The organism is Runella aurantiaca, assembly GCF_003339505.1.
GTDB classification, from domain to species: Bacteria; Bacteroidota; Bacteroidia; order Cytophagales; family Spirosomataceae; genus Runella; species Runella aurantiaca.
In genome coordinates, this window is record NZ_QPIW01000002.1 from 96,600 (window position 1) to 108,968 (window position 12,369).

Genomic DNA, 12,369 nt, shown 5'->3' on the forward strand with positions numbered 1-12,369 from the left:
TTTTGCATCAAACCAATCGTTCATCACATGAAAACCTATATTTTAGCGGCAAGCCTGCTTTTCAGTAGCATTGCTTTTGCACAAAACCCGAGTAGTATGAGTTCAAATCCCTTGTTGCAGCCGTTTAATACCCCCCACCAAACGGCCCCCTATGACAAAATTAAGCCCGAGCATTTTTTGCCAGCGCTCAAAGAATCCATGGCCGAAGGGCGCAAAGAAATCGACGCGCTCATCAACAACCCCGCCCAGCCTACTTTCCAAAACACCATTCTCGCGCTTGAGCAAGGCGGCGGAAATGTGGGGAAAGTAAGCAGTATTTTGTTTCACCTTAACGGTGCTGAAACCAATCCCGAAATTCAGAAAACCATTCGGGAAGCCTCGCCGATGTTGACCGAATATGGCAATGACATTACGCTCAACGACAAGCTTTTTGCGCGGGTCAAAGCCGTTTGGGACCAACGCGACAAGCTGAAATTGGATACTGAAAGCGCGATGTTGCTCGAAAAAACCTACAAAAGCTTTTCCCGTAACGGGGCCAATTTGAACGACGCCGACAAAGAAAAACTTCGTGGAATCAACAAAGAACTGTCGCAGTTGTCTATCAAATTTGCCGAAAATAACTTGGCCGAAACCAACGAATACGCCCTCACGGTTACCGACGAAAAAGACTTGGTTGGTTTGCCTGATTTTGTAAAAGAAGGAGCCAAAGCTGCGGCTAAAAAAATGAATAAAGAAGGCTGGATCTTTACGTTGCAAGCCCCGAGTTATGGGCCGTTTATGCAATATGCCGAAAATCGCGACCTTCGTAAAAAACTCTTTCTGGCGTTCAACGCGCGTGGATTTGGCGGAGGTAAGAACGACAACCAAGCCAATATCGCCCAAATCGTCAAACTTCGTTATGACAAGGCCAAGTTGCTGGGCTACGCAACTTGGGCCGACTATATGTTGGAAGAGCGCATGGCCAACAGCAAGCAAATTGTTATGGACTTCCTAAACGACGTGAAGAAATACGCCGAACCCGCCGCCGCCAAAGAATTGGCTGAATTGACGGCCTACGCGAAGAAAAACGGTTTTACGGAAGACAAACTTCAGCGTTGGGATGTGTCGTATTATTCTGAAAAACTGAAGAAAGAAAAATATGCCATCAATGACGAATTGTTGAAGCCTTATTTCAAACTCGAAAACGTATTGGATGGCATTTTTACATTGACCAACAAACTGTACGGCATCACATTCAAAGAAAATAAAGAAATCGCGGGTTGGCATTCAGAAGTGAAAACGTATGAGGTGTTTGACAAAGACGGCAAATTTTTGGCCGTTTGGTACGGAGATTATTTCCCCCGTCCTGGCAAACGTGCTGGCGCCTGGAATAACAGTATTCAAGACCAGTGGGTTGAAAATGGCAAGGAGTTTCGGCCACACGTGGTCAATGTGTGCAACTTCTCGCGTCCAACCGATAACAAACCTTCATTGTTGTCTTTCAGCGAAGTAACAACTCTTTTCCATGAATTTGGACATGCCTTACACGGGATGCTGGCGAACGGCAAATATCAAACTACCTCTGGAACGAGCGTGGCGTGGGACTTTGTAGAGTTGCCGAGTCAAATCATGGAAAACTTTGCCGAAGAACCCGAAGTATTACGGATTTTTGCAAGACATTATCAAACTGGCGAAGTGATTCCGCAGGAATACATTGACAAAATCCGTGCTAGCTCTAATTTTATGGCGGGCCTCGCCAATATGCGTCAGGTAGGTTTGGGCATGATTGATATGGCGTGGCACAGTACCGTTCCTAACGGTGAAACCGTGGTGCAAATCGAAGAAAAGGCCGACGTAGGCGCTAAACTATACCCCAAAACCGAAGGAACGAGCGTTAGCACGGCTTTTAGTCACATTTTTGCGGGGGGATATTCGTCTGGTTATTATAGCTACAAGTGGTCGGAAGTGTTGGATGCCGATGCGTTTGAGTTATTTAAAGAGAAAGGCATTTTCAATCAAGAAGTGGCACAATCTTTCCGTGATAATGTACTCTCAAAAGGCGGCAGCGAAAAGCCAATGGTGCTCTATAAGCGCTTCCGTGGCCGTGAGCCCAAACCTGAAGCAATGCTGAAACGGGCTGGGCTGGCCTTGTAACTACTTAAAATACAGCAAAAAGGCAGGTTTTCTAAAAGCCTGCCTTTTTTGTATTTATGGGTTTTATTTTACTACCCAATAGTTGCCGCGATTTTCTCAATCTCTGCCAAAAGTGCTACTAAATCTTCCTTTGTTGTGAGGGGATTCATCAACGATACCCGTAAATATAATTTTTCGCGGAGAGTGGTTTGAACAATGTAAAAATTGCCCTCTTCCAATAACCGTTGTCTGATGATCGTGTTGACTGAATTGTACGCTTCTGGGTTTTGACGCTCTCCCACAAATCGAAAACAAACGATATTGCTTTGTGGCTCAACACCTAATTCAAAACATGGATTTGCTTGTATTATTCCGACAAAATCATGCGCTAAGCCGTGAAGTGTATCTACATTTTCGGCAAAGATCTCTTCGCCGTAGGCTTTCAAAATCGAATATATTTTGACGCTCATCATCAGTTTGGTACATTCAAAGGTGCGTTTACCCGAGTTGAACCATTCCTGTGAGCCTTGATTAGCCCACAAATACTGCGCTTTTTGGTGAAAAGTTTTGAAGGCATCGTCTCCGTTTTTGAAAATAAGCGCCGTGGCTAGCGCAGGTGTCATGAGCATTTTGTGCCAATCAATCACGACCGAATCGGCAAGGTTGATGCCTGCGACCAATGATTTGTATTTTTCGGAAAATACCACCGCACCGCCGTGCGCCCCGTCGACGTGAAACCAAAGATTGTGTTGAACGCAAAATTTGCCGATTGCCTTCAAATCGTCGTACGAGCCTGTGGAGGTTGAGCACGCGCTTCCGATGACCGCAATAACGGTTAAACCCTCGTTGGACGCTTGTTGGTAATAGTCTTCCAAGAGTTCGGTGCGTAGTTGAAAATGCTCGTTTGTCGGAATTTTTATGATGCCTTCGCTGCCCATTCCCATGATGCGTGCCGCCCTGTCGATGCAGTAGTGGGCTTCTTCCGAGACCATCACGGCCAAGCGCCCGCTGTGACCTTCTTCCCACACATCGGTGGGGGCTTTAGCCGCGCGGGCTGCCAACAAAGCTGTCAGGTTGGCCAATGTACCTCCCGATGTTAACAAACCAGAGGCGTGTGTAGTAAAGCCGATTTTGTTTGCCAATAAATCACTCAAAATTCGTTCTAATGGGTTGGAAACCAGTCCCATTTCATAAACCGCCATGCCGTTGTTGAGCATTCCAGTCAGAAGCCCCGTCAATGCCGCAATGGGCAACGGAGGTGATACTTGATGGCCCATGTAGCGGGGATGATGCAAATGCGTGGATTGCTCAATTACCTTTTCAAAAAATGCCAATAGATTGCCCTTTCCCTCCTCAAAGTCCTGTTGCCAAACTTCCAGATTCTCTTCCGGTAAACGGTACGGAATCACCGTTTTCAGCGTCTGATTTTGGGCTTTAGAAAGATAATCTGCCAATGTATCCACCAATTGGTGGGCTTTTTGGCGAAAATGTTCAGGCGAATAGGCTTGTGTAAGATTCATATTGAGGGTACGTGTTGCGGTTCTGGCTACAAAACAAATCACTATATTTGATACTAAAAAATGCTTAATTTTTACTAATTAATGCTGAATACGTATCAGTTATGGATATTCGTACCCTTAAAAATTACTTGAGATTAACTCAAAACTTGAATTTTCGTAAAACTTCCGAAGAGGTATTTATTGCTCAACCTGCGTTAAGCCGGCAAATTCAACAGTTGGAAGAGACGATTGGAGCGGTGCTTTTTGACCGCGACAAGCGTAACGTACGCCCGACGCCCGCAGGGTTATTCTTTCAAAAGGAAGTAGAACGAATTGTTTTTTTGTGGGAAGAGGCTTGTCGAAAAACTGCCCAGATTCACCGAGGCGAAGCGGGGGAAGTAAGGATTGGGCACGCAAGCTCGGCAATGCAGTCGATTTTGCCGCAAATTTTGGTCATGTTGCGACACCAAATGCCCGATTTACACACGGTTTTGACCGAAACTGCTAATTTATTTTTGATTGAAGAAATTCAAAACCATCGTTTGGATTTGGGCTTTGCTCCCAATATATTACCCCCATCGGGTATTGCTCAGCGTTTGGTGTATCAGGAAAATTTTGTGCTTATTTTGCCCAAAAATCATGCAATTGAGCCAGAACATTTTACGGATTTATCACTCTTAAAGGACGAAGATTTTATCATCCCGCCGTTGTGGCTCGGGATGGGTTATGTAGAAACCATCCATCAGATTTGCTGTGATTATGGGGGTTTTATTCCCAAAATCGTCCATGAGTCGGCCTACTCTGCGTCGGTGCTAAGATTAGTAGAAGCGGGGATAGGTATTTCAATCGAGCCAAAATCCACGCTTCGCGGCCAAAATCTCCAAATTAAGTCGGTGGAATTGTCGGATATTGCCCAAAAAGCGGATATGAAAATGCTGTGGTTGGAGGAAAGATCGGACGAGCTAAAGCCGATTATTCAACTCGTCGAAAGTAGCGTTTTTGATTTCTAATTTGACATAAAATAAGCCCATTTGACTAAAATCATTTTTTTGTATTATTGAAAGATTTATTTTGACTTTACTAAATCCCTATGTAAATGAAACAGTTTGATTCAGCGGCTGAGAAAGAAAGCTATTATGCCAAACGCCGCCAACGCGGACTTATCGTCGGGGCTATTGGCGGAGCCATATTGGGCCTTGGCTTTCTTGTTCAATACATTTTATACATGCAAGGACATTCCTTCAATACCGTGATGTATACGCTCACCAGCATTGGTATTATCATGGTCCTCTACGCAGGAGTAGAGATTTTTGGATGGTAAATTGCGGCTAGAATAAAGATACAATATTCTGATAAAGAATGCCCTAAGGCTGTCGATTTAAGCGTTTTCTAAGAATTCGTTCTGCAATCAATAGAAACAAAACGGCGTTGAAGGGGAGGAGCACCTGTTGTACAAGGGTAGGATTAAGTGTTTGGTCCCAACTTTGTAATTGCTCAGTCCATAAACTTGTGGATTGTGTTTCTCCCAAAATGGACACCCCAACCAACGTGAGTATAAGCATCATTGAAATAAATACGAAAGGTACCCATTTGGCCAACATGGTGCGTGTAGAGCGAGATTTCTCGGATGCCCATTGGCGTATCACATTATTCTCAAAAGCCATCGAAGGACTTTCAAGGTGTATCGTTTCTAAATCGTTGTGCAGTTGCGACAATTCAATAAAGTACTCGCAGTACGCGGTATCTGTTTCGAGCCAATACTGGTGCCGTTGCCGCAATTCTTCGGTTGCGCTGCCATCGAGTATTTCAAAAAGCTCGTCGTCGTTGGGTTGTTGCATGAGTTTTTAGTACAAATTGTTTACTTCTTCTCCCAATTGCTTCCGTAAGGTGTCGGCCAAACGTTTGCGCGCGCGGTGCAATTTTACTTTTATCGTTTCGGCTGATATTCCCGTTATTTCCGCAATTTCTTCCAACGATTGTTCACGCAAATAAAATAGCGTAATCATGGTTACATCGTCGGCCGAAAGTTGCTTCATCGCCTGCTGAATATTTTTGATACGCTCCTTCTTATGAAGGCTTTGTTGGGTATCCGTCACGGCATACGCCAAGGCATTGATTTCGGTGATTCCTTCCGTCGGTTTTTGTCGTCGCTTGGCGCCCAAAGCGGCGTTGAAAACGATTCTGTAAAACCAAGTCGTAAATTTAGCGGTTTGGTTAAATTCTTTCAACGCGCCAAAAGCCTGCAAAAAGGCGTCCTGGGCAGCTTCTTCGGCTTCTTCGCGGTGATTGAGAATCCGATACGCTACCGTAAAAGCAAAATCTTTGTGGCGTTGCACCAAGGCCCGGTAGGCCGAGGTTTCGCCCGCCAAAATTCGCTCAATGAGTTGTATATCTTTCAGATTTTCATTCACAACGGATTGGATGCTAAAAGGTCGAATAAGGTTACAGCTAAGTTCGGATTTTTTCAGGTAAAAGTTTTTAAGATATACCGTAACCTTCCGTAAACCTTTTTCATCCTATGCCCAAAGAAACTTGTTCAACACTTAAAAAAAGTCATTATGAATCCCCTTATTATTCCGCTTATCTCTGTTATTGCAGGACTGATTATGATCGTTTTTCTCCGCTATTTTCAAAATATGGAACGAATGTCGATGATTGAAAAAGGACTCAATCCTTTTGATAATCAATCATCGAAACGCAGCCGTATCAGTCCTGACAACACCCTTCGATTTGGGTTGTTGCTCGTAGGGGCAGGACTAGGTTTATTGATAGGTGCTATTATAGCTCCCTATACCCAAAGCGAAGGTATTCAGGTAGCGCTTGTTATGATTTTTGGTGGAGCAGGCTTGTTGCTTTCTTATGTCATTCAGATAAAAAATGACAAGAAATCTCAGGAGTAATCAAAAGATACATTACAAAAGCGGGTTGGTGATGAGCCAACCCGCTTTTGTGTTAGATATCTTCAATCCGAAACAAATGGAACGGAAGAAAATACGGGTCAAGCTCAATGTAATTATATTCGCCTTTCCACACGTATTTAGAACCAGTAATTAGGTCATGCACGATAAAATCTTCCCAACCTGCTTTGCCGATTTTTTGGAGTGGAATCTTCACCATATTGGCTCGGCGATTGTAGCCATCTAAATTAACTACGCACAAAATACGATTGCCGTCGGGGTGGGTTTTGAGATAGGCCAGCAGTTGGTCGTCGTTAATGTCGCAAAAAGTAATGTTGTTTGTATACTGCAATGCAGGGTTTTCTTTACGGGCGTGATTGACCATCGTAATGACATAGGTAAGCTTATTGGTTAGCTCCCAATCCCAATGCTTGATCTCGTATTTTTCGGAGTTCCAATATTCTTCTTTCCCTGGAAACGCCTCGTGGACCATGTATTCAAAGGTTGGCCCGAAAATTCCATAGTTGGAGGACAAGGTTGCCGCCATAAAATAGCGAATCAAGAAATTAGGCTCGTGTCCTTGTTGCAACAGCGGTGGGTTAATATCGTGCGTATTAGGCCAGAAATTTGGGCGGAAATAGTACTGCAAATCGGTTTGGGTCAACTCCGTCATGTATTCAATGAGCTCCTGCTTGGTATTGCGCCAAGTATAATACGTGTACGATTGCGAATACCCTCCTTTAGCGAGTTGTTGCATGACTTTAGGGCGCGTAAATGCCTCCGCCAGAAAAAGCATGTCGGGGTACTTCTGCTTGGTTGCAGCAATAATCCATTCCCAAAAAGCAAATGCTTTGGTATGCGGATTATCGACCCGAATGATTCTAACGCCCCATTCTGCCCACGTAAATATAATCCGACGAAGTTCTTCCCACAGGCTGGGCCACGCTTCTGTTTCGAAATTAATTGGATAAATATCTTGGTATTTTTTTGGCGGATTTTCGGCGTATTGAATGGTACCATCGGGGCGAATCTTAAACCATTCGGGATGATTTTTGGCCCAAGGATGGTCAGGGGAACATTGGATGGCCAAATCCATGGCAATCTCCATGTCGTGGGCTGTACAGGCCGTTACCAATGCTTTAAAGTCTTCGAGGGTGCCGAGTTCGGGGTGAATGGCATCGTGGCCGCCCAATTCTGAACCTATGCCGTAAGGAACGCCAGGCTCGCCTGGTTGACACACTACATTGTTGTTTTTCCCTTTTCTGAATTGATTACCAATGGGATGAATAGGGGTCAAGTACAGCACATCAAATCCCATGCGCTGGATGCGGGGCAAAAGGTCAATAACGTCGTGGAAAGTTCCGTGTTTGCCAGGTTCTTTTGCGGCCGAGCGGGGAAACAAAGAGTACCAAGAAGAGAAGCCCGCTTTGGGTCGGTCTACCCATATTTTCAACTCATGGTAGTGCGTAACGTTTTCACGATCGGGGTACTTTGCAATCCACCCGACGAGGGCCTCACTGATGGCCCAAAGTACGGCTTCATCATATTGATGCTCATTTCTGAAAATCTTTATTGTGTCCAGAATAACAGCCTTATCTTCTTCGGAGGCTTGTTCTACTATTTTTTCGAGCAAGGTAGCTCCTCCTAAAAGTTCGCTATTTACGTGCTGAGCGTCACGGATTTTGAGTTTTATTTCGTGCTCCCAAGACGCCAAATTGTCTACCCAAGCTTCGATAGTATAGCTATAAAAGCCTTCTTTTTCTACCACAAATGTGCCGCCCCAACGGTCATTGGTAATAAATCGCATGGGAACTTCGCTCCATTTGTCTTCAAGAGCATGTTTATAAAGCAGACGTGCGGCGATTTTATCGTGCCCGTCGCAGTAGATATCAGCTTCGACTTTAATGATTTCTTGGGGAACCGATTTAATAAAAAAGCGCCCACCCTCCAATTCGGGGGTAACGCTCTCTACTATCACACGGTTTCTTCCTTGAATATCGGCGAGATTTATCATAGGTTATTTGGTTTTAAACCTTAAACCTAAAAAAATACCCCGACGTGAACAAGCGTCGGGGTAGGGCAATTGCTATTTTATTTAACTAAAATCCTATTCTTTGTCGTTCGGAAGTAGTTGGAGCATCCTTCTGGATTAAATCAATAATCATTCTTCCCGCTATTTTCTCGCGTAGATATTGATTTTCAAGCCGTAATTTCTCGTTTTCAATTTGGAGTTTTTCTACTTCGAGTTGTTGTAGTTCCTGCTGGAGTGGGGTGGCTTGGCCCATTAATACCGCAACACTTATGTGTAACACCTCCGCAATTTGATAAAATCTGGAAAGGGTCAAATCAGTTTTGCCTCGTTCAATATCCCCGTAAGCGGTGGTAGAAATGCCTAGTGAATCGGCCATGTTTTCTTGGGAGAGGCCGTGTTCAAGGCGATAGAGACGGATTTTTTCAGCAATAGTTTTCATCTTGACCTAAAAACCACAAAAGCCACGCGAAGGTTCGCGTGGCTTTCATTTGTCGTACTCGTTGGGGCGAATTATTTCGCAGCAGCAGTATCAACAGCAGCAGTATCAACAGCAGCAGTGTCAACAGTAACAGTAGTATCAACAGCAACAGCTGTAGTATCTGTAGTAGCAGCTTCTTCAGTTTTACCGCCACAAGCTGCAAGAGTTACCATACCAGCTACGAACAAGAATGCAAATGCCTTTTTCATTATTTTGTGATGTTTTAAGGTTTCCTTGACAAAGGTAAATCCTTTTTTAATATTAACAATGCTTTTCTTAAAAAAAAATTAAAAAATACTTAAAAAGAAAAGTTTTTATCAAAAAAGTACAATATATATTGCCAAATCCCCCTTTTTTTTACAACTCTCCGCTGAGAGTCATGGGCAAAAACTTAAAATTTATACCAATCCTTTCAGAAAATCAGGCATTAAACCGAATACCAGCGTAATGATTGTGGTAGCAATCAATATCAAACGATAAAAAGGCGACACTTTGATGGCGCTCAACTCTCCTTCGCGCATGTAGGCAGCAATGATGGCTTTGAAGTAATAATAAATACCAACGGTAGACATCAAAATGGCAATGACCAACATCCACGTAAGGCCACGGTCGGCGGCGCTGGAAAAAACAAAAAACTTACCCCAGAAACCGGCCGTTAGCGGTATTCCTGCCAGAGACAGCATAGATACGGTCAATACAAAAGCCAATAAAGGATTCTTTTTGCCTAAGCCGTTGAAGGCCTCAAAACGCTCAGCGTTTTCGTACGAATGAACACCTGTTTCTTTGGCTACCAGCATCAGTACACCAAATGCGCTGATGGTGGCTATAGAATAGGCCAGTGAATAAAATACGATGGCACTTTGAGATTGGTTGGTGAGGGCGGTTAAGCTCAAAAGCAAATAACCCGCGTGCGAGATACTTGAGTAGGCCATCATCCGTTTGAAACTGGTTTGATAGACCGCCGTAATATTTCCTGCCAAGAGGGTCAAGACGGTAATGACTGCGAGGGTCATCCACCAAAAACTGTAAATTCCCGAAAAAGAGCCCGATAATAAACGATAAATGGCCGCAAAACCTGCCGTTTTGACGATTGTTGACATATACGTCGTGAAAATCGTAGGAGCGCCATCATATACGTCAGGGGTCCAGAAGTGAAATGGTGCGGCAGATACTTTAAATAACATTCCAATCAACAGCATCAACAACCCGACATAAAGCATGGCTGAGGGGGCATTGTTGGCCATTACATAGCCTTTGATAGCGGTAAGGTTGAACGAACCCGTTGCGCCGTACAATAAGGCCATGCCAAAGAGCATAATTCCCGTAGCAAATGCCCCCATTAAAAAATACTTTAGCGCAGCCTCGTTGGAACGAAGATTCTTTTTATCACTTCCGGTTAAGATAAACATCGAAACCGATAGGATTTCTATCCCCACAAAAAGCATGATTAGGTTTTCGAAGCCAATCATCATCACGGCACCTACTAATGAAAATAACATGAGTGTGTAGTACTCAGCTGGCTGAGCCGACTCATCATCCACAAAGCCCCGAGTAAGCGCCACAATCAAAAAAGCAGAGAATATAACAATGCCCGAAAACGCCATGGTAAATTTGTTTTCGAACAGCATATTTTTAAAATACAGCGATGGCATATCGTTCCAGTGGAGAAAATTGGCCACTAATACAATTGCCAGTACTAAAAGGGTAGCGGGAAGCAAAAGGTTTTTTGATTTTTGGAAACCCAAAAACAAAACCACAAGGCCCAGTATAGAAAGAAGTACGATTGGAAGCATTTTAGTAATGTTTCAATTTTAGAATGTAATGTGGTAATCTCAGATGACCGAATGAGCAAATCGAGCCGCCCGTTTTAATTTAGTAATGAATCATTTGTAAAAGGTTACTGACGGCAGGCTCGGTCAATTTCAGAAACGAATTGGGATATAAGCCCATCCAAAAAACCATTATAATCAACGGAACCAACACCGCGCGCTCACTGAAAGATAAGTCAGCGAAGTGCTCGGTAAAGGATGTTTTATTACCAAACATTGATTTTTGAAAGAGGCGAAGCATATACACCGCCCCTAAAATGATGGTTGTTCCTGCAATGGCTCCCAACCAAATATTTGATTCATATACGCCTTTCAATAACAAAAACTCACCGACAAACCCATTTGTTAAGGGAAGGGCAACGCTGCCAAGCATCAAAATCATAAAATAAACACTGAGGTTGGGGGTACGTTGGGTAATACCGCCAAGCTGCTCAATATTTCGTGTTTTGGTCCTTGAAAAGATGATTTCCACGATAAAAAACAAACCCACTACGTTGATGCCGTGGGCAAGCATTTGAATTAAAGCTCCCTGAATCCCGCTCAGTGTTTGCGAGAATACCCCTGCTGACATCAGACCTACGTGTGCAAAAGAAGAATAGGCAATAAGGCGTTTCATGTCACGCTGTTGGATGGCGATGATAGAACCATATACAATTCCAATGACCGATAAAACAATAGCCGTAGTGCCCCAGGTTTGTAAACCCAGCGGGACGATTGGCAAAATGAAACGAATAACGCCATAAACCCCCATTTTGAGCATAATTCCTGCTAATAACATGGTAGCCGGCGTAGGAGATTCTGTATAAGTATCGGGCTGCCAAGTATGGAAAGGGAATACGGGCATTTTGATGGCGAAGGCAATGAAGAACGCCCAGAATATCCAACCTTGCTTTTGAGCATCCAACGCCAATTTATAAAAAGCGGTGATTTCAGAAGTGTGCCCTTGGGTGCCCGTGGTTTGGTAGTATAAATACACCAACGCTACCAGCATAAACAAACTTCCAAAGATGGTATAAACGAAAAACTTGAACGTAACTTTGATGCGGTTTTCGCCTCCCCAAACGGCGGCCAAAAAGTAAATAGGTATTAATGCCGCCTCAAAGAATAAGTAAAACAAAAAGGCATCAGTAGCGGTGAATACCCCCATCAAGGCTGACTGCATAAACAAAATCAGGGCATAAAAGGCCGAAGCATTTTTGTACGGCTGGCGAAACGTAGACAGAATAATGAGGGGTGTCAGGAAGGCTGTCAGCATCACTAGTAGCAAACTGATACCATCTATGGCGCCCGCAAATAAAATTCCTGCGGACTTAATCCAAGGATAGCTGAAGCTAAATTGCGCGTTGGCGTTCGCTTGGAATTGCGTAAAAATAAAAATTGCCAATCCCAATTCAACGATGGACCCTGCCAGAGCAAGTTGTTTAGCGCTGTTGTTTTTTGTACTTAAGGAAACTATACCCGCAATCAACGGGATGAGTATGAGGGAAAGTGTAAGCATAATTCACTTATATCGTTAAACTAT

At 43.8% G+C, this 12,369-nt stretch carries 12 protein-coding genes; 4 read left to right on the forward strand and 8 right to left on the reverse strand.

Annotated elements, in window-relative coordinates; genetic code table 11:
- Window positions 1–27: 27 nt before the first annotated feature.
- Window positions 28–2,133, forward strand: coding sequence for a M3 family metallopeptidase (locus DVG78_RS03560; protein ID WP_114459702.1), 2,106 nt, complete (start codon window positions 28–30; stop codon window positions 2,131–2,133).
- A 71-nt stretch (window positions 2,134–2,204) separates the two neighbouring features.
- On the opposite strand, the gene DVG78_RS03565 is transcribed toward DVG78_RS03560, so the two are convergent.
- Window positions 2,205–3,632 carry a pyridoxal phosphate-dependent decarboxylase family protein gene (locus DVG78_RS03565; protein ID WP_114459703.1) on the reverse strand — a complete coding sequence of 476 codons (1,428 nt, stop codon included), beginning with the start codon at window positions 3,630–3,632 and terminating at the stop codon, window positions 2,205–2,207.
- A gap of 101 nt (window positions 3,633–3,733) precedes the next feature.
- Between DVG78_RS03565 and DVG78_RS03570 the strand changes: the two genes are divergently transcribed.
- Window positions 3,734–4,621 (forward strand): LysR family transcriptional regulator, encoded by an 888-nt coding sequence (locus tag DVG78_RS03570; RefSeq protein ID WP_114459704.1) that lies wholly within the window; start codon window positions 3,734–3,736, stop codon window positions 4,619–4,621.
- 86 nt (window positions 4,622–4,707) lie between these two features.
- Window positions 4,708–4,932, forward strand: a complete 225-nt coding sequence (locus tag DVG78_RS03575; protein WP_114459705.1) for a hypothetical protein — start codon at window positions 4,708–4,710, stop codon at window positions 4,930–4,932.
- A 43-nt stretch (window positions 4,933–4,975) separates the two neighbouring features.
- Here DVG78_RS03575 and DVG78_RS03580 read toward each other — a convergent pair whose 3' ends face one another.
- Both DVG78_RS03580 and DVG78_RS03585 read right to left on the reverse strand, forming a co-directional pair.
- The gene (locus DVG78_RS03580) at window positions 4,976–5,449 is read right to left on the reverse strand and encodes a hypothetical protein (protein WP_114459706.1); all 474 of its coding nucleotides are present in this window, start codon (window positions 5,447–5,449) and stop codon (window positions 4,976–4,978) included.
- A gap of 6 nt (window positions 5,450–5,455) precedes the next feature.
- Entirely contained in the window at window positions 5,456–6,022 is a 567-nt protein-coding gene (locus DVG78_RS03585) for an RNA polymerase sigma factor (protein WP_158549958.1), read from the reverse strand.
- A 147-nt stretch (window positions 6,023–6,169) separates the two neighbouring features.
- Here DVG78_RS03585 and DVG78_RS03590 point away from each other — a divergent pair, with 147 nt between their 5' ends.
- Entirely contained in the window at window positions 6,170–6,511 is a 342-nt protein-coding gene (locus DVG78_RS03590) for a DUF6249 domain-containing protein (protein ID WP_114459708.1), read from the forward strand.
- 52 nt (window positions 6,512–6,563) lie between these two features.
- Here DVG78_RS03590 and DVG78_RS03595 read toward each other — a convergent pair whose 3' ends face one another.
- From DVG78_RS03595 to DVG78_RS03610, 5 genes are all read right to left on the reverse strand, one after another.
- Window positions 6,564–8,522, reverse strand: a complete 1,959-nt coding sequence (locus DVG78_RS03595) for an alpha-1,4-glucan--maltose-1-phosphate maltosyltransferase (protein ID WP_114459709.1) — start codon at window positions 8,520–8,522, stop codon at window positions 6,564–6,566.
- A gap of 85 nt (window positions 8,523–8,607) precedes the next feature.
- Complete coding sequence (locus tag DVG78_RS03600) at window positions 8,608–8,979, reverse strand: helix-turn-helix domain-containing protein (RefSeq protein ID WP_114459710.1); 372 nt, start codon at window positions 8,977–8,979, stop codon at window positions 8,608–8,610.
- Between the two features lie 71 nt (window positions 8,980–9,050).
- Entirely contained in the window at window positions 9,051–9,227 is a 177-nt protein-coding gene (locus DVG78_RS29995; RefSeq protein WP_158549959.1) for a hypothetical protein, read from the reverse strand.
- Window positions 9,228–9,416: 189 nt separating this feature from the next.
- The gene (locus DVG78_RS03605) at window positions 9,417–10,811 is read right to left on the reverse strand and encodes an NADH-quinone oxidoreductase subunit N (protein ID WP_114459711.1); all 1,395 of its coding nucleotides are present in this window, start codon (window positions 10,809–10,811) and stop codon (window positions 9,417–9,419) included.
- A gap of 79 nt (window positions 10,812–10,890) precedes the next feature.
- On the reverse strand, window positions 10,891–12,345 hold the full coding sequence (locus DVG78_RS03610) for a complex I subunit 4 family protein (RefSeq protein WP_114459712.1): 1,455 nt from the start codon (window positions 12,343–12,345) through the stop codon (window positions 10,891–10,893).
- Window positions 12,346–12,369 lie beyond the last annotated feature (24 nt).

Coding starts and splice junctions, on each gene's coding strand:
- DVG78_RS03560 (WP_114459702.1), top strand. CDS start 28: ATGAAAACCTATATTTTAGCGGCAAGCCTGCTTTTCAGTAGCATTGCT.
- DVG78_RS03565 (WP_114459703.1), bottom strand. CDS start 3,632: ATGAATCTTACACAAGCCTATTCGCCTGAACATTTTCGCCAAAAAGCC.
- DVG78_RS03570 (WP_114459704.1), top strand. CDS start 3,734: ATGGATATTCGTACCCTTAAAAATTACTTGAGATTAACTCAAAACTTG.
- DVG78_RS03575 (WP_114459705.1), top strand. CDS start 4,708: ATGAAACAGTTTGATTCAGCGGCTGAGAAAGAAAGCTATTATGCCAAA.
- DVG78_RS03580 (WP_114459706.1), bottom strand. CDS start 5,449: ATGCAACAACCCAACGACGACGAGCTTTTTGAAATACTCGATGGCAGC.
- DVG78_RS03590 (WP_114459708.1), top strand. CDS start 6,170: ATGAATCCCCTTATTATTCCGCTTATCTCTGTTATTGCAGGACTGATT.
- DVG78_RS03595 (WP_114459709.1), bottom strand. CDS start 8,522: ATGATAAATCTCGCCGATATTCAAGGAAGAAACCGTGTGATAGTAGAG.
- DVG78_RS03600 (WP_114459710.1), bottom strand. CDS start 8,979: ATGAAAACTATTGCTGAAAAAATCCGTCTCTATCGCCTTGAACACGGC.
- DVG78_RS29995 (WP_158549959.1), bottom strand. CDS start 9,227: ATGAAAAAGGCATTTGCATTCTTGTTCGTAGCTGGTATGGTAACTCTT.
- DVG78_RS03605 (WP_114459711.1), bottom strand. CDS start 10,811: ATGCTTCCAATCGTACTTCTTTCTATACTGGGCCTTGTGGTTTTGTTT.
- DVG78_RS03610 (WP_114459712.1), bottom strand. CDS start 12,345: ATGCTTACACTTTCCCTCATACTCATCCCGTTGATTGCGGGTATAGTT.